The 20,257-nt window shown below is 63.0% G+C and carries 22 protein-coding genes; 15 read left to right on the forward strand and 7 right to left on the reverse strand.

The features are described from left to right. Positions 1-5: 5 nt before the first annotated feature. Positions 6-803 carry a DNA-binding domain-containing protein gene (locus CD351_RS15425; protein WP_111993451.1) on the reverse strand — a complete coding sequence of 266 codons (798 nt, stop codon included), beginning with the start codon at positions 801-803 and terminating at the stop codon, positions 6-8. After that, entirely contained in the window at positions 800-1,672 is an 873-nt protein-coding gene (locus CD351_RS15430; protein WP_111993452.1) for a DUF692 domain-containing protein, read from the reverse strand. The genes CD351_RS15425 and CD351_RS15430 overlap by 4 nt, the downstream gene beginning before the upstream one ends. Before the next feature lie 213 nt (positions 1,673-1,885). On the opposite strand from CD351_RS15430, the gene CD351_RS15435 reads away from it, so the two are divergent. From CD351_RS15435 to CD351_RS15480, 10 genes are all read left to right on the forward strand, one after another. Beyond that, a complete protein-coding gene (locus tag CD351_RS15435; protein WP_111993453.1) occupies positions 1,886-2,167 on the forward strand; it encodes a DUF2282 domain-containing protein in 282 nt (93 codons plus the stop codon). Between the two features lie 87 nt (positions 2,168-2,254). Next, entirely contained in the window at positions 2,255-2,752 is a 498-nt protein-coding gene (locus CD351_RS15440; RefSeq protein ID WP_111993454.1) for a DoxX family protein, read from the forward strand. A 31-nt stretch (positions 2,753-2,783) separates the two neighbouring features. Further along, on the forward strand, positions 2,784-3,314 hold the full coding sequence (locus tag CD351_RS15445) for a sigma-70 family RNA polymerase sigma factor (protein WP_111993455.1): 531 nt from the start codon (positions 2,784-2,786) through the stop codon (positions 3,312-3,314). A gap of 1 nt (position 3,315) precedes the next feature. Next, a complete protein-coding gene (locus CD351_RS15450; protein WP_111993456.1) occupies positions 3,316-3,999 on the forward strand; it encodes an NrsF family protein in 684 nt (227 codons plus the stop codon). A gap of 237 nt (positions 4,000-4,236) precedes the next feature. Continuing rightward, positions 4,237-5,385: a flavodoxin-dependent (E)-4-hydroxy-3-methylbut-2-enyl-diphosphate synthase gene (gene ispG, locus CD351_RS15455; RefSeq protein ID WP_111993457.1), complete on the forward strand. Its 1,149-nt coding sequence runs from the start codon at positions 4,237-4,239 to the stop codon at positions 5,383-5,385. A gap of 6 nt (positions 5,386-5,391) precedes the next feature. Continuing rightward, positions 5,392-5,895: a thioredoxin family protein gene (locus CD351_RS15460; protein WP_111993458.1), complete on the forward strand. Its 504-nt coding sequence runs from the start codon at positions 5,392-5,394 to the stop codon at positions 5,893-5,895. A 15-nt stretch (positions 5,896-5,910) separates the two neighbouring features. After that, the gene (locus CD351_RS15465) at positions 5,911-6,453 is read left to right on the forward strand and encodes a manganese efflux pump (RefSeq protein WP_111993459.1); all 543 of its coding nucleotides are present in this window, start codon (positions 5,911-5,913) and stop codon (positions 6,451-6,453) included. After that, a complete protein-coding gene (locus CD351_RS15470; protein ID WP_111993460.1) occupies positions 6,453-7,376 on the forward strand; it encodes a histone deacetylase in 924 nt (307 codons plus the stop codon). The genes CD351_RS15465 and CD351_RS15470 overlap by 1 nt, the downstream gene beginning before the upstream one ends. Before the next feature lie 41 nt (positions 7,377-7,417). Next, complete coding sequence (locus tag CD351_RS15475) at positions 7,418-8,866, forward strand: NAD(P)-binding protein (RefSeq protein WP_111993461.1); 1,449 nt, start codon at positions 7,418-7,420, stop codon at positions 8,864-8,866. A 49-nt stretch (positions 8,867-8,915) separates the two neighbouring features. Then, the gene (locus CD351_RS15480) at positions 8,916-9,629 is read left to right on the forward strand and encodes a murein L,D-transpeptidase catalytic domain-containing protein (protein WP_111993462.1); all 714 of its coding nucleotides are present in this window, start codon (positions 8,916-8,918) and stop codon (positions 9,627-9,629) included. Here CD351_RS15480 and CD351_RS15485 read toward each other — a convergent pair. Then, entirely contained in the window at positions 9,626-11,020 is a 1,395-nt protein-coding gene (locus CD351_RS15485) for a L,D-transpeptidase family protein (protein WP_111993463.1), read from the reverse strand. The two genes, CD351_RS15480 and CD351_RS15485, sit on opposite strands and share 4 nt — an antisense overlap. Positions 11,021-11,204: 184 nt before the next feature. On the opposite strand from CD351_RS15485, the gene CD351_RS15490 reads away from it, so the two are divergent. The 5 genes from CD351_RS15490 (at position 11,205) to CD351_RS15510 (ending at position 16,882) form a co-directional block, all read left to right on the forward strand. Next, positions 11,205-12,101: a DMT family transporter gene (locus tag CD351_RS15490; protein WP_111993464.1), complete on the forward strand. Its 897-nt coding sequence runs from the start codon at positions 11,205-11,207 to the stop codon at positions 12,099-12,101. A 149-nt stretch (positions 12,102-12,250) separates the two neighbouring features. Beyond that, positions 12,251-14,923: an aconitate hydratase AcnA gene (gene acnA / locus CD351_RS15495; protein ID WP_111993465.1), complete on the forward strand. Its 2,673-nt coding sequence runs from the start codon at positions 12,251-12,253 to the stop codon at positions 14,921-14,923. 9 nt (positions 14,924-14,932) lie between these two features. After that, the gene (locus CD351_RS15500) at positions 14,933-15,406 is read left to right on the forward strand and encodes a rhodanese-like domain-containing protein (protein ID WP_111993466.1); all 474 of its coding nucleotides are present in this window, start codon (positions 14,933-14,935) and stop codon (positions 15,404-15,406) included. A 189-nt stretch (positions 15,407-15,595) separates the two neighbouring features. Beyond that, positions 15,596-15,934, forward strand: a complete 339-nt coding sequence (locus tag CD351_RS15505; protein ID WP_199797888.1) for a hypothetical protein — start codon at positions 15,596-15,598, stop codon at positions 15,932-15,934. A gap of 78 nt (positions 15,935-16,012) precedes the next feature. After that, on the forward strand, positions 16,013-16,882 hold the full coding sequence (locus tag CD351_RS15510) for a hypothetical protein (protein ID WP_111993467.1): 870 nt from the start codon (positions 16,013-16,015) through the stop codon (positions 16,880-16,882). A gap of 601 nt (positions 16,883-17,483) precedes the next feature. On the opposite strand, the gene ruvB is transcribed toward CD351_RS15510, so the two are convergent. The 4 genes from ruvB to ruvA are packed head-to-tail and all read right to left on the reverse strand — an operon-like array spanning position 17,484 to position 20,050. Further along, complete coding sequence (gene ruvB, locus CD351_RS15515; protein WP_111993468.1) at positions 17,484-18,524, reverse strand: Holliday junction branch migration DNA helicase RuvB; 1,041 nt, start codon at positions 18,522-18,524, stop codon at positions 17,484-17,486. Beyond that, positions 18,521-18,910: a hypothetical protein gene (locus CD351_RS15520; protein ID WP_111993469.1), complete on the reverse strand. Its 390-nt coding sequence runs from the start codon at positions 18,908-18,910 to the stop codon at positions 18,521-18,523. The genes ruvB and CD351_RS15520 overlap by 4 nt, the downstream gene beginning before the upstream one ends. Positions 18,911-18,923: 13 nt before the next feature. Further along, on the reverse strand, positions 18,924-19,445 hold the full coding sequence (locus CD351_RS15525) for a DsrE family protein (RefSeq protein ID WP_111993470.1): 522 nt from the start codon (positions 19,443-19,445) through the stop codon (positions 18,924-18,926). Then, on the reverse strand, positions 19,442-20,050 hold the full coding sequence (gene ruvA, locus CD351_RS15530) for a Holliday junction branch migration protein RuvA (RefSeq protein ID WP_111993803.1): 609 nt from the start codon (positions 20,048-20,050) through the stop codon (positions 19,442-19,444). The genes CD351_RS15525 and ruvA overlap by 4 nt, the downstream gene beginning before the upstream one ends. Between the last annotated feature and the right edge of the window lie 207 nt (positions 20,051-20,257).

A 20,257-nucleotide genomic window follows, 5' to 3' on the forward strand; every position in this document is an offset into this window, starting at 1 on the left:
GCGTGTCAAGCAACCGGGCGGCCAATCCCGGTGATGAGCCCTTCCTGAAGCCAGCGCCCAAGCATCGTGCCTGCACGCATCGCGGCGGTCTGAACGCCTTCTTGTGTGGGGTCAATATCGCCAAGCAGCGCGGCAATGAGGTCGCCGTAACTCGCCCCGCCCTGCATCGCGGCGATGGCGTCTGCATGGTCGCTTTCGGCAAGGATGAAGGTGGGCCGGTCACCCTCGCGCCAGACGATGCAGGCTTGCGGGTCGGCGAGCCTGATTTCCGGGCGGTCGCCGCTGTCGCCTGATAGCGCGCGCCACATGGTCTCAAGGTCATAATCAACGAGCCGGACGGTGCTGCGCGGTTGGAAAGTCAGCGTGAGCGCGCCCCAGTCCTCATCGCCGAACCCCGCGCTCGCCTTGGCAAAGGCTTCGGTGGTGACAGGCTCGCTGTCAGGCGCGGTGCCGACTTCCATCATGGTCCATTCGAGCCATGCGAGTTCGGCGACTTCGGGGTTCTGGGCGAACAATTCAGCACAGGTGGCGTCAAAGCCTGCCCCTGCCTCGTCAATAGTCCAGCCAGCCGGGGGGTGCTTTATCGCGTGATGCATGGCGACCTGTTTGAACGGTCCCTCGCCCACATAGGCCCGCGTGCGCTCGAAGGTTTCTTCAAGCGCGCCCATCAGCGCAGAGCGATAGTTGCCGCGATAGACCGCCATGCCCGCCGCCTGCCGGTTGCCCCAGCCTTCGGGGAGCGCGGCGCGGTCATCGAGGATCGCTTTGAGGAATGCCTCCTGCCGGTCAGCCAGATCGGTCATGCCGGGACGAGTGCCTCGCGCGCAATCCCGCGCGCTCGGTCGAGTTCGGTCAGCAGGTCGGCCAAGGGCGGGATATTGCCGTCGCGTTCGATCATGGTGGCAACCGGCTGCGGCAGCATGGCGATGGCTTTTGCGTAAAGGTCCCACACGCCATCGGCGACCTCGCGGTCATGGGTGTCGATGATGATGTCGCGTTCCTCGGTGGCCGGATCATGCCCCGCAAGATGGATTTGGCGCACCCGGTCTAGCGGCAGTCCGGCGAGGTATTCCTCAGCCGAAAAGCCATGATTGCGCGCGCTCACATAGATATTGTTGACGTCGAGCAGCAGGTAGCACCCGGTTCGCCGTGTCATCTCAGTCAGAAATTCCCACTCGGTAAGTTCATCCTCCGGGAAAGTGAGGTAGCTCGACGGGTTCTCGAACAGCATCGCGCGGCCCAGCGCGTCTTGCGCCCGGTCGATATTGGCGCAGACCGCAGAAAGCGCTTCCTCGGTCAGCGGCATCGGCAAGAGGTCGTGCGAATTGTGCGCGCTCGTGCGGGTCCAGCACAGGTGGTCCGAAACCCACAAGGGGTCGATCCGCTGCTCCAGCCGCCTGAGGGTCGCAAGGTATTCCTCATCCAGCCCGCGCGCCGAACCGATCGACATCGAAACGCCGTGCAGGATCACCGGCAGCCGCTCGCGCACCTGTTCCAGCACGCGCAGCTGGCGTCCGCCTTCGACCATGTAGTTTTCGGAAATGACCTCGACAAAATCGACCGGCACGTCGTTTTCGTACCCGGGGCCTCCCAGAAAGTCGTCGTAATGTGTGCGCCTGAGGCCAAGGCCGAAGCCGCCGAAGGGCGCGATAGGGTCGTGGCTGGTGGGCATGACATCCTCCTTAGCAGACAATTCGTGCTGCCGTCGCCTCCCGGTTCGCTGGCATTCGCGCCATTGTTACACTCCTTAATAGAGGGGCGGGTTCGCGAATGCTCAAATCCAGTTTTTTTGCGAACCTTGTAACCGCCCACCGGGCCAGCGCGAATGACAGGGCAGTCCCGCAAGATCGCGGTACGCTAGTTTAGTAGAGTTTGGAGAATTGCCATGAACAAGAAATCGATCACCGCCCTCGCCGGTCTCGCCCTTACCGCCGGGATCACCGCCGGTCTTGCCACCACCCCGGTCGCTGCACAGGGCGCCAAGGAAAAATGCTACGGCGTTGCGCTTGCAGGCAAGAATGACTGCGCCGCAGGTCCGGGCACCAGCTGCGCCGGAACCTCGACCCGCGATTACCAGGGCAATGCCTGGGTCTATGTCGACAAGGGCACCTGCACCACCATCGAGACGCCCAAGGGCAAAGGCTCGCTGACCCCGATTGATCGTTAACCCCCGCGGCTTGGCCACATACAAACTGATCAGGCGGCCGTTCAGGCAAATTTCGGTCGCCTGCTCAGGTTTCAGGAGGACATAATCATGAACAGCATCACATCAGCATGGAACCGATTGACCGGCGCCCTTTCGGGCACGTTCGTCGAAAGCTTCGCGCTTCTCATGAGCCGCGTTGCGCTCGCCGGGATTTTCTGGCGGTCCTATCAAACCAAGGTCGTTGAAGGCAGCCTGCTGCAAATCGACGAGACGCAATACTTCATCTTTGCCAACGAGTTCACCGGCCTGCCGATCTCCCCCGATCTCGCCGTGCCGCTGACCGTTTATGCAGAATTCGCGTTCCCGATCCTGCTCCTGATTGGTCTTGCCAGCCGCTTTTCCGCTGCTGCGCTTGCCGTGATGGCGCTGGTCATCCAGATTTTCGTGTTCCCGACCTGGGCGCACTTCTTCGGATGGGATCTGACCGTTCTGGCGCTTGCAGCCATCATCATCAGCCGTGGCCCCGGCCTCTTCTCGCTCGATGCCCTGATCGGCCGGTTTACCGGCACGCAAAAATCGGGTGGCGCGGAGCCCCGTCTGGCCTAAGGTCCCTCGCGGACTTTGGGAGGGGATCGCCATGGTTGCCGATGAACCAACATTCGCCCGCCTCATGGTGGCAGCGCAGGACGGCGACAAGGCCGCAACCAACGTGCTGCTTACCGAGGTGGGCGTATGGCTCGATCGTTACTTCAAACGCCGGGTCCCGCCGCATTCGATCGACGACCTCGTTCAGGATGTATTGATCGCGTTCTACACCAAGCGCGCGACCTGGGACCCGTCACGCCCCTTCCTGCCGTGGCTTGCAGCCATTGCGCGCTATCGCTGGGTCGATCACCTGCGCAAGGTCTACAAGCACGATGCGAAGGAACTGTTCGAAGACGACGCGGTAGAAGACAGCGAGGAAGAAGTGGTCCTCGCCCGCGTCAGCCTCGACCGTCTGTTCGGCCAGCTTCCCGACAAGCAGGCCGAAGCGATCGAACTGGTCAAGATAAGCGGCCTGTCGATCCGCGAAGCCGCCGAAAAAACCGGGCAGAGCGAAAGCCTGGTGAAAGTGAATATCCATCGCGGCCTCAAGAAACTGGCCGCCTTGGTCGAGAAAGCCGATTGAAATGAATAACGAAACCCCCTCATCCCCCCGCATGGACCGCGAGGCCCTGATCGCATCCCTTACCGAAGACGTGACCCCGGTAAAGCGCGTGAAGCCCGCCAACGGCGCGATGCTGATCGGCTTTGCGACGATCGTTGCCGCGATTGTCTCGATTGCGATCTTCGAATTCTGGACCGGTATGGTGTCGGGCGAGGCGTCTGGCTTCTTCTGGATCACCAATGGCCTGCTCATGGTGCTGGGCGCGGCAAGCACGTCCGCTCTAGTCGCCTCGGCCCTGCCCCGCGTTGGAACGCGCGCCAATGCGCCGTTCTGGAGCGCGGCGATGCTGGCCGTGATGCCGGTCGCAGCGCTGCTGACGATGTTCTCTATCGAGGCGACGCACGATCATTCGGCGAGCGCCTTTGCCGACCCGGTCCTGTGGTATTTCGAATGCGCAGCGTACGGTTTCAGCGCCGGTCTGCTGGTTGCGACCGCGGCGGTGATGTTCCTGCGCCAGGGAGCGCCCGTTTCGATAGAGCGTGCAAGCTGGCTTACCGGCCTTGCCGCCGGGTCGCTCGGGTCGCTGGCTTACGGGATTACCTGCCCGCTCGACACGCTCTCGCATGTGGGTATCGTCCATGTCCTGCCGGTCGCGATCTCGGCGGTGGTCGCCCGCCTCGTGGTGCCACCGCTGATCCGCTGGTAGATCGGACAGACGACAAGACACAGATAACAAGACAGGGCACCCCGGCGCGTTTCCTACATCGCGCCGGGGTGTTATTGTGTGCCGGTCATGCAAAGGGTCGCAAATCTGCAAAACCGCCGCCATATGGTGATGCGAACAGCGCCAAAGGTGACACTTTGGTCGGCTAAGGTGACACATATGCTATTTTCCCCTGGACCGTGTAACATGCGGTCCACTTTCAGGAATCAGGTCAGTTAGATGAACGCAATCCGCCCCTGGCGAACGGTTGAACGGCGCGAATGCCGCCAGATCATGGTCGGCAATGTGCCGGTTGGCGGCGATGCGCCGATCACGGTGCAGACGATGACCAACACGCCGACAGAAGACGCCGCCGCAACGATCGACCAGATCCGCCGCTGCGAGGATGTGGGATGCGACATCATCCGCGTCTCGTGCCCGACAGAAGAGGCGACCGCCGCCATGCCGCTGATCACGCGCGCGGCGAACATCCCGGTCGTTGCCGACATCCACTTCCACTACAAGCGCGCTCTCGAAGCCGCCGATGCAGGGGCGGCATGCCTGCGCATCAATCCCGGCAATATCGGAGGTTCCGACAGGGTCGCCGAGGTCGTCCGCGCCGCAAAGGCCAATGGCTGCGCGATCCGCATCGGCGTGAATGCAGGCAGCCTGGAAAAGGACCTGCTTGAGAAGTACGGTGAGCCTTGCCCCGAAGCGCTGATCGAAAGCGCGCTCGACCATATCAAGCTGTTGCAGGATCACGACTTCCACGAGTTCAAGGTGGCGGTGAAAGCCAGCGACGTGTTCCTCGCGGTCGCCGCCTATCACGGCCTTGCCGACGCGGTCGATTGCCCACTTCACCTTGGCATCACCGAAGCGGGCGGGTTGATTGGCGGGACGGTCAAGTCCTCCATCGGCATGGGATCGCTGCTGTGGGCGGGGATCGGCGACACGATCCGCGTCTCGCTCTCTGCCGAGCCGGAGGAAGAGGTGAAGGTCGGCTACGAAATGCTGAAGGCATTGGGCATTCGCACGCGCGGAGTTCGCGTGGTCTCGTGCCCCAGCTGCTCGCGTCAGGGCTTCGACGTCATCCGCACGGTCGAAACGCTGGAAAAGCGGCTTGAGCACATCAAGACGCCGATGAGCCTCAGCGTGCTCGGCTGCGTCGTCAACGGACCGGGCGAGGCGCGCGAGACCGATATCGGTCTTACCGGCGGAGGCTCTGGCAAGCACATGGTCTACCTCTCGGGCGTCAAGGCGCACACGATCGAGGACGAGGACATGCTCGACCACATCGTTCGCCTCGTCGAGGAAAAGGCCGCGAGGATCGAAGCAGGCGAGGAGGTCGCCTTCGACCCGCATGCCACCGAAGTCCAAGCCGACGAGTAACCACGCATGATCAAGCCGATCCTTGCAGGCCTTGCCGCTGCATTGCTGGTCACCGGCTGCGCGACCGTCGCCGACACCGGCGGTCATGCCGCTCACGATTACCCTGAGGCGCGTTCCTACGCCGTATCCCAGAACGCGATGGGCGATGTCGATGCGGCACTTGCGCGGGCTTTGGACAATGACAAACGCGTTCTGCTGGTGATGGGCGCGAACTGGTGCCACGACAGCCGCGCGCTCGCCGGATGGCTGACTAGCGAGCGGATCGGCCCGCTAGTGGACGAGCAATACGAGCTGGTCTTCGTCAATATCGGAATGCCTCAGCAAGGCGACGGACACAATCTGCACATCGCGCAGCGCTTTGGCCTCGACGATCTGCCCGGTACGCCCAACGTGCTGGTGCTGACCGCAGACGGCACGCTGGTGAATGCCGACACGGCAACGACCTGGCGCAACGCAGCGAGCCGCAGCGAAGACGCCATTTACGACGAGCTGGCGAGCCTTGCGGGATAGCCAGACGGCCCGATCGTGATTGAGGCGCTGCTGCTCGCCGTCGCGCTGGCAATGGATGCTTTCGCGGTGGCGCTTGCCCAAGGGGCGCGGTTCCGTCCCGATATCGGCCCGGCCCTCAGGATCGCGCTGGTCTTCGGCTTTGCGCAAGGCGCGATGGCCGCGCTCGGTTGGGCGCTTGGCGAAGCGGCGCTGGTGTGGGCCGGGGGCCTATTCCACTGGATCGCCTTCGCCTTGCTGGTCATCATCGGAGGCCTCATGCTGCGGGGCGGAGGAGAGGACGAGGCGCGCCCGCTCATGGGCGTCGCCGCGTTGCTTGGAGCAGCGCTCGCCACGTCGATCGACGCGCTTGCCGCCGGAGTGGCGCTGCCCGAAATCGCACTTGATCCGCCGATCACGGTCGCGTTGATCGCTGGCGCGACGCTGGCGCTTTCGCTGGCCGCGGTGCAGCTGGGCAAGATAGCAGGCGAGCGGTTCGGTCGACCGGCGGAGATATGCGGAGGCCTGATCCTGATCGCGCTGGGTTGCAAGATCGCCCTCGAACACACAGCTGCCATCTGATGCTTCACGTCGTCCACCACGCCGACTACATGGTCCCGCGTCCGGCAAGCGGGTCGTTCAACTTCGACAAGTACTACCTCGTAATGGAAGAACTGCGTGGATCGGGCGCGCCGATTACCGAACACGCACCCGATCCCTGCCCGCGCGAATGGCTCGAAGCGGTGCACGATCCCGCTTACGTCGATGAGGTCTTCAATGCTCAGGTTCCCCGCGCAAAAGAGCGCCGCATCGGCTTTCCGGTGACGACGCGCATCCGTGACCGGGTTCGGCACACCAATGGCGGGACGTGGCTCGCAGCGCAGCTTGCCATGCAGCATGGCTATGCCGCCAACAGCGCGGCGGGCAGCCACCATGCACTGGGCGATACGGGCGCAGGCTACTGCGTTTTCAACGACCTAGCCGTCGCCACCAACCGCCTGATTGCACAAGGCGACGCGGCGCGGGTCCTGATCGTCGATCTCGACGTCCATCAGGGGGACGGAACCGCAAGCCTGCTGGCCGGGCGAGAGGACGTGTTCACGCTCTCCGTCCATGCCGAGAAGAACTTCCCGGTGCGAAAGGCGCGCTCCACCCTCGATATCGGCCTGCCTGACGGGACCGATGATGATGGCTACATGGAAACGCTCGACAGGCATCTGCCAGGCATTATCGACAGCTTCGCGCCCGACTTCGTCTTCTACCAGGCAGGCGTCGATCCCCATGTCGAGGACAAGCTGGGAAGGCTCGCCCTGACCGATGAAGGGCTTATGCAGCGCGACCGCTTCGTCGTGCGAGAGGCGCGCAGGCGCGGCCTCGCGATCGCTTCGGCTCTCGGCGGCGGGTATGGCGATGACCAGCGCGTCGTTGCTGCTCGTCATGCGCGCTCGATGCTCGCAATGGCTGACGAAAATACGCAAGTGACGCTGGCGCCGCATCGGTGCTAGACGGCGACGGCGCAATTGCAAGCGAGGGGCGAGAGATACAGATGAGCAGCCAAGCAACCGACTACCTCATCATCGGAGCAGGCGCAGTCGGCCTCGCCTTTGCTGACACGCTGATCGACGAGGACCCCGACTGCCACATCACGATCATCGACAAGCACGTGGCCCCCGGCGGCCATTGGAACGACGCCTATTCCTTCGTGACCCTGCACCAACCGAGCGCGACCTACGGCGTCAATTCGATGGAGCTCTGCCCCGACCGGGTCGACACGCACGGCCACAATGCCGGCATGTACCCGCTGGCGAAGCACTCGGAGATCCTCGCCTACTATTCGAAGCTGATGAGCGAACGCCTGATCCCCAGCGGACGCGTCGCCTACCATTCGCTGACCGAGTATATCGGCAAGGACGCAAGCACCCACACGGCGCGGCACATCCTGTCAGGTGAAGAGATCGCATTCGATGTTCGCCGCAAACTGGTCGATGCGACATGGTTCAAGACCAGCGTTCCGGCAACGCACAAACCCGCCTTCGACATCGCGGAGGGGACGCGCTTTGCGATTCCGGGCGATTTGCCGGGCCTCTGGAAAGACACGCAGAACCTGCCGCAGCACTACGTCGTGATCGGCGGGGGCAAGACGGCGATGGACACAGCGGTCTGGCTGCTCGAAGCGGGTGTCTCGCCTGACCGGATCGACTGGGTGCGCCCGCGCGACAGCTGGATGTTCAACCGCAAGCTGCTGCAACCGGCCAAGCACCATATCGAGGACCTCATCCGCTTTCAAGTCGACCTCGCCGAATGCGCGGCATCGTCCGAGACCGGCGACGAGATGTTCGCGAAGCTTGGCGAGCGCGGCACGATGCTGCGGATCGACCCGGAGGTTACGCCCAAGATGTTCCACTATGCGGTCATCTCGGAAGCCGAAATTGCGCTGCTGCGCCAGATCACAAATGTCCATCGCGGCCGCCATGTCACCGCGCTCGAACCGCAGGCCATGGTTCTGGGCGATGACCGGATCGAACTGCCCGAAGACACGATCTTCATCAACTGCACCGCTACGGCAGTCCCCTTCGAACAGCGCGACAACCAGCGCCCCTTCTTCGAAGGCGACCTTGTAACCTTGCAATTGGCGCAGACGCCGTTCGTACCTTACAGCGCGTCGCTCGCAGCCTTTCTCGAAGCCAATTTCGAGACCGACGAGAAACGCAACGCACTGTGCCCGCCGGCCCCGCTAACCGATGCGACCGACACGTACCCATATGCGGTGATGGCGAACCTGATGAGCACCGCGATCTTGTCGAACAACGAAAAGACCAATGCGTTCAATGCGAAAAGCCGTCTTCATCCGACCGGACCCGCCGTGGCAGAGATGATCGCAAAGGGCGATCCGCGCCTTGCCGAACTGTCGAAAGTCGCCCCCGCAATACAAGCGAACATGCCCGGCATCATCCAGCTCGGCATGAAGGCAAAGGCGCTTCACGAAGCGAGTTAACAAAAGGCATTCACGGGAACCTCATGTTTGAGGTATGAGTAGTGTTGATATGAACCGCCGCGATCTCATCAAATCCGGCCTTGTCGCCGGTGCCGCCATGGCCCTGCCCGGCCTGCCTGCCAAACTCGCCGCGCAGCCTCGTGCCGGTAACCAGCGCGACCGCGCGCTTTTCGACATCGCCAAGCGCGAGCTTGACCGGGCTGGCGATGCGATCTGGAGGCGCGACATCGTCGGTATCGCCGATTTCGGCGTGCACTCGGCCAAGCCGCGCTTCTACTTCGTCAATCTGGACCGCGAGGAAGTGAGCGTTGCCCATTGCAGCCACGGCGCAGGCTCCGACCCTGAACATGATGGCTGGCTCAACAGCTATTCCAATGTCGAAGGCTCCAACGCGACGAGCAAGGGCGCATATGTGACGTGGGAATGGTATCAGGGCCGCTATGGCACCTCTGTGCGCCTCGGCGGGCTCGATCCGACCAACGATGCGGCGCTGCGCCGCTACATCGTGATGCACCGCGCCGATTATGCGGAACCCTCGCATGTCGATCGCTGGGGTCGTCTTGGCCGCTCGAACGGTTGCTTTGCCTTCGGGCAGGACGATTTCCGCTATGCGCTGATGAACCTGTCAGGCGGACGACTGCTATACGCCGACAGCATCGGGCTTCAGGCAGATGGCGCGATGCTGTCACGCGAACAGCAGCTGGCGGTGCTTCAGCCCGCCAAGCCGAACCTGACCCAGCGGTATAATCCGGGTGTCTACTAAGCCTCGCCGCGCGGATCGTTCTCGATCACGATGACTTCATCGTCGCTCTCGCCCGATCGGTTCGCTTCGCGCGGTTTGTCGAGGCTGGCGAGAACGGGTGCATCACGTCCATAGATGTCGTCGAAGGTGCGAAGCTCGCCCTCGATATCGACGCCCATGGTGAAATAGGTGATGTAGGCAGGAAGCTGCTTTTCGATCATCACCTTCGTATACTTGCCCGAGGTCGCGATTTCGACCGCCTCGTCACGGGTCGCGCCCTTGCCAAGGATTGCCATCGTGATCGCCAGCTCAAGCGCGCGTTCGGTGCGGATGCAGCCATGCGACAGAGCGCGGTTGGCGTTCGCGAACAGGTGCCGCGACGGGGTGTCGTGGAAGAAAATCGCGTGCGGGTTCGGCATTTCCAGCTTCATGCGGCCAAGCGAATTTCCAGGCCCCGGCTGCTGGACAACCGTGATCCATCCATTGCTGCCACGCGTGGCCGTATAGCCGTTGGCGCGCGCCCAGCCCGGATTGCCGAGCACGCGTTCGCCGAGCCCTTCGCCCTTCACGATTGATTGCGGCACTGTCCAGGTGGGATTGAAGACGACGCCTTCCACCATCTCTGCAAGCTGCGGGGTAGCGGTACGACCCGGCTTGCCGACAACCGTGCGATAGGTGCTGATGATGCGGTCGCGCACGGTCAGGCGAAGCTGAAATTCGGGCACGTTGGTGATGAGGTATTGCGTGCCAAGATCGCGCGCGAGCCAGCGCCAGCGGTCCATATTGGCGCGGATCAGCTTGCGCTTACCGGTCTCATCCGCAGGCGTCACCGCCAGTTCTTCGCGAAGGCGCGCATAGTCCGGGTGGGTGGGGTTCAGCTTGGCCAGCACGCCCGCGACATCGCCCGTTTCGAGAGCTTCGGTCAGCAGATCGCCGGTGCGATATGTGTCGCGGTCGGGATCGACGACGAACCATTGCACACGCGCAGACATCGGCGTGCGCCCATCGCGCAGATCTTCGACCAGCCAGACAAAGCTCTCCGACGCAGTCGCATCGAGCGTTTCCGAGCGGCCTTGCCCGACGAGCGCCTTGAGCTGGGTCAGATTGTATTCGGCAGGTTCCAGTCCCTCGGCCCCGATACCCTCTATCACGTCGATCAGGGCGTTGACCTGACTGACCTCCCATTCCTGAACCATCGGACCGGGAGGCGCGAGGTCGCCTTGGATCAGAGGCTCGGAAACCATGCGCGGGAACGCTTCATCGAAGCTGGCATCAGCAGGCGTTTCGGTCTGTTGCTGGCCTTCGGCGGACTGCGCCGGGGCCGGTGCGGCCTCATCCTGCGCGAGCGCCCCGCTAGCCAATAGAGCCGCACCCGCGACACCGGCTGCCAAGCTGCTGACCCAATTCTGCATGTTTCTCAATCCCTTTGCGCGCAGCCGTCTCACAGCCGGGCGGCGAATGCGCGTCGTCTTCGGATATACCCCGGTTTCACGAGCGCTATCAAGCAAATCAGCTTGCCCTCAGCTTAATCGGTGCACAATCAGAGCGCGCGCGATACGTGACGCAGACCCACACTGACACTAAAGCGAAGCGACGATGAGCGAGCCCTCTCCCCTCTCCCGGCTGATCCCCTTCGCCATCGCGGCGCTGGGCGTGGGATGCCTGTCGACCATGGACGCTTTCATGAAGGAAGCCGCGCTTGCGACAGGGACCTATACGGCCACCATCTTGCGCTCGCTCATCGGTGCGGCGATCATCGCGCCGTTCTGGCTTTGGCAGCGCACGGGCTGGCCTAAATGGGCGACGTTAAAGCTTCATATCGAACGCGGGATCATTTCGGCATTCATGGCGCTGACCTTCTTCTATGCGCTGACCAAGCTCCCGCTCGCCGAATCCATAGCAATCAGCTTCATCGCCCCACTGATCGCACTCTACCTGGCGAGGATATTGCTGGGAGAGGTGATCCAGCCCAAGGCGATCTTCGCAAGCCTGCTGGGCTTTGCAGGGACGATCGTGATCATCAGCGGCAAGATCGGGCAGGACAGTTTCGACAATGACGCAGCGCTTGGCCTTGCATCGCTGCTCGTCTCGGCGCTGCTGTATTCCTATAATTTCATCGTCATCCGGCGGCAGTCGCAAGTAGCAGGACCGGTCGAGATCGCCACCTTCCATAGCGGGGTTGGCGGCGCGGTTCTTTTGCTCGGCACGCCGTTCTTCGCGACGCCAATCGCTAGCGAGGCGATCCTGCCGCTGGTTTTTGCCGGGGTTCTGACCGTATGCGGCGCCATGGCCTTTGCGTGGGCATACGCAAGAGCGGAGGCGCAGGCGCTGGTCCCGATCGAATATTCGGGCTTTTTGTGGGCGAGCGTGCTTGGCTGGCTCTTCTTCCGCGAGGCAGTCACGATCCCCACGATGGCGGGCACGGCGCTGATCGTGACGGGGTGCTGGCTGGCGACACGAAAGGGCCGCGCACGCCAGCCCGCACCCGCCTGAGCGTGCACGTGGGCAGATTCGACTAGCAAAAGGTCGCAAATCGGGCGCTTCCCCTTGACCTAGCCCCTTCTCTCTAGCAGTTGCAGCGACAGATTTTCCGCCCGCAAATGGGATCACATTCGCGGGCCCCTAAAAAGGATGGATACCCCATGACAGCCACCGGCAAGGACACCCTTTCGACGCGTTCCACCCTCGATGTGAACGGCAAGAGCTACGCTTACTATTCGCTCGCCAAAGCGGCCGATCAGCTGGGCGATGTGTCGAAGCTCCCGACCTCGATGAAAGTCCTGCTGGAAAACCTGCTGCGCTTCGAGGACGAAGGTTTCACCGTGGGCCGCGATCACATTCAGGCAATCGTCGACTGGCAGAACGACCCCAAGACCGGTAACGAGATCCAGTATCGCCCGGCGCGCGTTCTGCTGCAGGACTTCACCGGCGTGCCTTGCGTCGTTGACCTTGCCGCGATGCGTGATGCGATCAAGGCTCTTGGCGGCGATACGCAGAAGATCAATCCGCAGGTGCCTGTCGATCTCGTGATCGACCACTCGGTCATGGTCGACGAGTTTGGCCACCCCAAGGCGATGGAAGCCAACATGGCGCTCGAATATGAGCGTAATGCGGAACGCTACGACTTCCTCAAATGGGGTTCGAAGAGCTTCAAGAACTTCACCGCCGTGCCTCCGGGAACCGGTATCTGCCATCAGGTGAACCTTGAATATATCGGCCGCGGCGTGTGGTCGTCCGAAGATGCGGACGGCAACATGGTCGCCTACCCCGATACGTGCGTGGGCACTGACAGTCACACCACAATGATCAACGGCCTTGGCGTTCTGGGCTGGGGCGTCGGCGGGATCGAAGCCGAAGCCGCGATGCTCGGTCAGCCGATCTCTATGCTCATTCCCGAAGTTGTCGGCTTCAAGCTGACGGGCAAGATGGCCGAAGGCGTGACCGCGACCGACCTTGTGCTCACCTGTGTCCAGATGCTGCGCGAAGTGGGCGTCGTTGGGCGCTTCGTCGAATTCTACGGCGAGGGCGTTGCCAATCTCACCCTTGCCGACCGCGCGACCATCGCCAACATGGCGCCTGAATATGGCGCGACTTGCGGCTTCTTCGGCATCGACGACAAGACGATTGAATACCTGCGCCTCACCGGCCGCAGCGAAGAAGAAATCGCGCTTGTCGAAGCCTATTCCAAGGAACAGGGCATGTGGTTCGATCCGGCCAATGAGCCGGTCTTTACCAAAACGCTTGAACTCGACGTATCCTCGGTCGTCCCGAGCCTGGCCGGTCCCAAGCGCCCGCAGGACCGCGTGATCCTTCCCGAAGTTGACGAACTGTTCAATGGCGAGCTCAAGACCGTTTACAACAAGGCGGGCGCAGAGCGCACCCCGGTCGATGGCAAGGACCACGATATTGGCGATGGCGACGTGGTAATCGCCGCGATCACCTCGTGCACCAACACCTCCAACCCCGACGTGCTGATCGCAGCCGGCCTCGTCGCCAAGAAGGCGAATGAGCGCGGCATGAAGCCTAAGCCCTGGGTGAAAACCAGCCTTGCACCGGGATCGCAGGTGGTAACCGACTATCTCGAAAAGTCGGGCCTGCAGGACGATCTCAACGCGATCGGCTTTGACCTTGTCGGCTATGGCTGCACCACCTGCATCGGCAATAGCGGTCCGCTCGCGCCGCCGATCAGCGCCGCCATCAATGGCAACGACATCGTCGCGGCCAGCGTGCTTTCGGGCAATCGCAACTTCGAAGGCCGCGTCTCGCCTGACGTGCGCGCCAACTTTCTCGCCTCGCCGCCGCTGGTCGTCGCCTACGCGCTGAAGGGCACGGTGACAGAGGACATCACCACCACTCCGATCGGACAGGACCAAGACGGCAACGACGTTATGCTTGCCGACCTGTGGCCGACCAACGCCGAAGTCGCAGAGCACCGCGCGGCCAATATCGACCGCTCAATGTTCGTGAACCGCTATGCCAACGTCTATGACGGTGACGAGCACTGGCAGGCCATCACGGTTGAACCGTCGGACACCTATCAGTGGCGCGCCGGTTCGACCTATGTCGCAAACCCGCCCTACTTCGAAGGCATGGACATGACCCCTGCCCCGATCACTGACATCGTCGATGCAAAGCCGCTCGCGATCCTCGGCGACAGCGTCACCACCGACCACATCTCCCCCGCAGGTGCGATCAAGGAAGATTCGCCCGCAGGTGAATACCTCAAATCGAACCAGGTGCAGAAGAAGGACTTCAACTCCTACGGCTCGCGCCGCGGCAACCACGATGTGATGATGCGCGGCACCTTCGCCAACATCCGCATCCGCAACGAAATGGTCCCCGGCGTCGAGGGCGGATACACCACCTATAACGGCGAGCAGATGCCGATCTACGATGCTGCCATGAAGCACAAGGCGGACGGCACGCAGCTGATCGTCGTGGGCGGCAAGGAATACGGCACCGGCTCCTCGCGCGACTGGGCGGCGAAAGGCACGATCCTTCTGGGCGTTCGCGCGGTCATCGTCGAAAGCTTCGAGCGTATTCACCGGTCGAACCTCGTCGGAATGGGTGTTCTGCCGCTTCAGTTCGAGGAAGGCACCACGCGCGAAACGCTTGAGCTCGATTCGGACTGCACCTTCTCGATAAAGGGCCTTGCAGACCTTACGCCGGGCCAGACCGTGGAAATCGAAGCCACCCGCGGCGACGGCACGACCTTCACCTTCAATGCGCTTTGCCGTATCGATACGGCGAACGAAATGGAGTATTATCGCAACGGCGGCATTCTCCAATACGTGCTGCGCAAGCTCGCCGCTTAAGGAGCAGACATGATCGAATCGCGCCTTTTCCTGTCCTCGCTTACCGTTCTCGCCCTCGCGGCCTGCGCGCCGAGCAAGGATAAGGACGAGGGGCGCGATTCGGCACCGCCACTCGGCTACGAACTGGCGATGGCGAAAGAAGCCATCCCGGGCGTGGCCGCGACGGCGGCGGTGGTTGACCTGTCGGTCGATGAGCTTCGTGCCCGGCTCGATTCCGGCGGCACTCGCCTCATCGACGTGCGGACTTCGGAAGAGGTCGCACGCGGCACCATTCCCGGCGCGGAGCATGTCGCGCTTGACCAGTTCGATCCGGCAAGCCTCGACCTCAGCGATGGCCGCGAAGTCGTGCTCTATTGCCGCTCGGGCCGACGCTCCGCCACTGCAGGCGAGAAGCTGGCCGCTCACACTGGCAAGCCTGCCGCCCATCTTGGTGGAGGGATCCTTGCCTGGCAGGAAGCGGGCGAAGCGATCGAAACCCCCTAGGGTCACCGCAAAATCAGGCAGACAGCAAAAGGGCGGCTATCCCGTGGGGGGTGCCGCCCTTAGTCTTTCGAGGTCAGCGATGCGCGTGTAGTTTACGCGTCTGCCATTTCGACCTTGAACTTCTTGCGCCCGAGGATCGCCGCTGCGGCGAGGCCGAACAGGATCATCATCGGCGGTGCTGGCACTTCGGTGCCGCCGCTGCTCGACGAAGACGATGACGAGCTGGAGCTGGAGGACGACGAACTGCTGCTGTTGCCGCCGAAGCTGGACGTGCTGCCGCCCGAACTGCTGCTCGACGAAGAACCCGACGAGCTGGACGATGACGATCCACCGAAGCTCGACGTGCTGCCGCCTGAGGAGCTGGAGCTGCTCGAGCTAGAGCCCGAAGACGACGAGCTGGACGAGCCGCCATTGCTGCCGCCCGACGAACCACCCGACGACGAGCCGCTGGAGGACGACGAGGAACTCGAAGAGCTGCTCGACGAACCCGATCCGCCGGAAGAGCCGCCGGTCGTGGTGCCCGGATGACCGCTGGAGCTGCCGCCCGACGAGGAGCTGCTTGAAGACGAGCTGCTCGAAGATGAGGACGAGCTGGTCGAACTGGTCATGTTGCCCGAGCTACCACCGCTGGTCGCACCGCCCGAGCTGGAGCTGGACGAAGACGAGCTTGAAGAGGACGAGCTGGAAGAGCTCGACGAACCCGAACCACCCGACGAACCGCTGCTCGACCCGTTGTCACCGCCCGAGGACGAGCTCGACGAAGAAGACGACGAGCTGCTCGACGAGGAACTGCTCGACGACGAACTCGACGATACGTTGCCCGAAGAGCTGCTGACATTGCCCGAGGAGCTTGAAACGTTGCCTGAGGAGCTGGATACGTTACCGGAAGAGCTCGATACATTGCCCGATGAGCTTGAGACGTTGCCGGACGAGGTCGAGACCGCGCCGGTTGAACTGGATACACCGCCGGTCGAGGTCGAGACCGCGCCGGTCGACGTGGAAACGCCGCCGGTGGAAGTCGATACGCCGCCTGTGCTGGACGAAACAGCGCCGGTGGATGAGCTGATCGAGCCGGTTGACGAGGTCGAGGTCACGCTGCCCGATGTAGTGGTCGAGGATATCGTGCCGGACGATGTCGAGGCATCGACGTCGATGTCGATGTTGATGTCACCTGACGAACCGCCCCCCGACGTGCTTGAGCCGCCGCTCGAAGTCGAACTGGAACCGCCGCTGGTCGAGGTGCTGAAGCTGCCCCCGCTGGTGGTTGAGCTGAAGTCGCCGCCCGAAGTCGTGGTCGTGGTCGAAACGCCGAGATCGCCCGAGGACGATCCACCACCGCCGAAGAAACCGCCGATGAAGCCGCCTCCGAAACCGCCGCCAAAGCCGCCTCCGAAACCGCCGCCGAATACCGGGCCGCCAAAGCCGCCGCCGCCGCCGGTGATGGGCGGAAGCGGGGGAAGCGGAGCAGGTGCGTAGGCGACTTGTGCGATCGGCGGGCATTCAGCCGCGTCGATATATGCGCTTGTCGCGCCAGCTGGGAGCGGGCCGCCACCATAAGCGACCGATCCTGCGCCAGCGCCGCCGAAGCCGCCGGGGATTGGCTGACATTCGATCGTGCGCTCGACAATGCGGCGGCGACGATCGGGTTCAGGAAGCGGAGGAAGTTCGCGAATGCGCGGCTGATCCTTGACGTAGATCGGCTCGGGCATGCCCTTCACTGCGATCGGCTGCGTCTCGACAAGCTTGCCATTGGCATCTGTTGTGAAGCGGGGCTGGTCGGTGTTCATCGGCTCTGCGACGCGCACTGCTCCACCCTGCAGAAGGGCGATGCCTGCAGCGGTTGCTGCGAGCTTCGCTGTTGCGAGTTTGATCGACATAGAACCGAACCTTGTTTGCCTGTCTTGGCTGGATGCGGCCCACCCGCAACTTCACCAAATCCAATACTGTCATGGGATTGAAGTTCGGTTCACGGCAATGTGGTTAACCATGTTTGGCGCGCGTTAGCGGCCTTGAAAGCCCGGATTCGGCGGGTTTTCGGGGGCGCTGTCCCGTTTTGACACCGAAAACGGGAGTTTCGTTAGTCGCTTTCGTCGAACATCGAGGGCTGAGAGCCGCTGCGCGAGACGGGTTTTGCGACTCCAAGATGCTCCCATCCGGCATCGTTCAGCATGCGCCCGCGCTCGGTTCTGGCGATCAGGCCAAGCTGGATAAGGTAGGGTTCGATCACTTCTTCGACCGTGTCGCGCTGCTCCGCCAGTCCCGCCGAAAGCGCGGCCACGCCAACCGGACCGCCCTTGTAGGTTTCGGCGATCATGGTGAGGTAGCGGCGGTCCATCGCATCGAGCCCGAGCCGGTCGATCTCGAGCCGGGTGAGCGCGTCGTCCGCCATCGCGCGGGTCACGGTGGCTTCCCCTGCAACCTGGGCAAAGTCACGCACGCGTCGCAGCAGCCGCCCCGCCACGCGCGGCGTCCCGCGCGAGCGGCGAGCGATCTCGCGCGCGCCCGCAGGGTCCATGTTCAGCCCCAGCAGCCGCGCGGCCCGGTTCACCACCTGGTCAAGCTCCTCATGGGTGTAGAACTGCAGGCGCACCGGGATACCGAAACGGTCGCGCAGCGGCGTTGTCAGGAGGCCCTGCCGCGTCGTTGCCCCGACCAGAGTGAAGGGCGGCAGGTCGATCCGCACGCTGCGCGCAGAGGGGCCTTCGCCGATGATGATGTCGAGCGCGCGGTCCTCCATCGCGGGGTAGAGCACTTCCTCGACCACCGGATTGAGGCGGTGGATCTCATCGATGAAGAGCACGTCGTGCGGCTCAAGGTTGGTGAGCAGCGCGGCGAGGTCGCCCGCCTTGGCAATCACCGGGCCGCTGGTCGCCCGAAACCCCACGCCAAGCTCGCCCGCGACGATCTGCGCCAACGTCGTCTTGCCCAGCCCCGGCGGCCCGTGGAACAGCGTGTGATCCATCGCCTCCCCCCGCGCGCGCGCTGAATCGATGAAGACGCGCAGATTGTCCTTGGCCCCCTCCTGCCCGATGAACTCGGCAAGCCGCTTGGGCCGCAGAGCGGTGTCCGGGTCGCCGGGCTGGTTCTCGCCAGAGTGGATGGGAGCTGCTTCGGTCATTCGCAGAAAGCATCCGCCTGGGAGCTCATGTCACCGATATTTATCCGCACCGTGGGAATGTCGACCGCGCCAGCGTCGGCAAACTCCGCCATCATATCCTCATCGACTGCCCAAATGTCCTCAAGCTCTGCGTACCCGCGCTCCGCACTGGCAAGGCCATTAAGCCCATATCGAGTGCCATTAACTTCAACCCAGCGAGCCATTTGCGTGCAGCCCAACCGCCCGCTTTCTACCGTGAGCGGCCACGCCAGTCCTGCAGCAGCGAATCCCTCTCGGGTCACGAGAGAGGGATCATTTGCCTCCATGCTTTCTGCTGGTGCGTCTTCATTGGGAGCGACGCCGCAAGCGGTCAGCACAAACAAGGAGACGAAGATGGTAGTCCGCATTCTGGTTCCCTCCTCAAAACGGGTTCACCGTATAGCCCTGCTGCTGGAGCAGCGCGTGGGCGGTCATGGCGGAGAGCTGCATCTCAACGCCCTCGATCAGCTCGTCGGGATTGACGCCGCGAGCCGCCGCGCTCTGACCGCACAGGATGAAGCGGACGCCGCGATCGAGCATTGCCTGGATCATCGCCTCGGACACGTTGCCCTCGCCGCTCACGAGGTCGCCTGCCGCGCGGCCATGCACGACCACCACGAGCTTGATCCGGTCTTCGGGCACTCCGGCTGCGACGTGCATGTTCATGAAGCGGGCTGCACTCTCGAACCCGCGATTGCGCGCGCCATCGTCGGCGGCGGTGGCGACGTCGAAGGCGATCTCGAAGCGGGAGAAGCTGGGGATCGGCTCGGCAGTCGGGACCGGCGCGTGCGGGCCGAATTCATCGAAGACGGGGCCGGTCGCGAAACCCTCTCGGCTCGCCTGTTGGGCAGAGAGGGGACTTGCGATGAGCGTTGCAAGAGCAAGGGCGAGAGCGTGTTTCATGATGCTGCTTTCTTGAGGGCAACGCGGATGAGGTCGCCTTCGGGTGCATCCTCACCCAATTCGGCGGTGGCGCGGGCAACGGCTTGTGCGGCGATGGCGGGTTTGAAGCCGAGGTTTTCAAGCGCGCTCACCGCATCAGCGCTCGCCGATCCCGCCGGATTTGCCGCTCCCACCGCAACGCCTGCCAACCCGCCTCCGGGCAGCGCGCCGGCCTTGTCCTTGAGCTCGTTGACGATCCGGCCTGCCAGCTTTGGCCCCACACCGTTCGCCCGCGCGACGATCGCCGCATCGCCCGCAGCGCAGGCATCGCGCAATTCGCCGGTCGAGAGCGCCGACAGGATCGCAAGGCCGACCTTTGACCCAACGCCCTGGACCTGTGTCAGCAGGCGGAACCAGTCGCGCTCTGCGCTTTCCGCAAAGCCCAGCAGGCGCATATCGTTCTCGCTCACCTGAAGGTCGGTGTGGACGGTGCACGCCTCGCCCACTTCGCCCAGCGCCGCAAGCGTGCGTGCCGAGCAGTGGACGAGATAGCCCACGCCAGACACATCGACGATGGCCCAGTCCTCGCCGGTTTCGTCCAACCGTCCATTCAGCTTTGCAATCATGGTTTGTTCCTGCCGCATTGCATCGTCAAGCGCCAGCCCTCAGCGCCGCTTATCGCCAGCGCAGGGTGGACCACGCATCGGTATGCTTTGAAAAACTGCGAAACCTGAGCAAGTCCCTCTTTCAATGGCGCAATTTGGAAAATCCGCTGTTGGATGTGTGACTTTCCGGTTTTCGTCCGCATTTTTCGCTCCGCCACGGCCTTATCC

The organism is Erythrobacter sp. KY5 (assembly GCF_003264115.1).
Lineage (GTDB): Bacteria > Pseudomonadota > Alphaproteobacteria > Sphingomonadales > Sphingomonadaceae > Erythrobacter.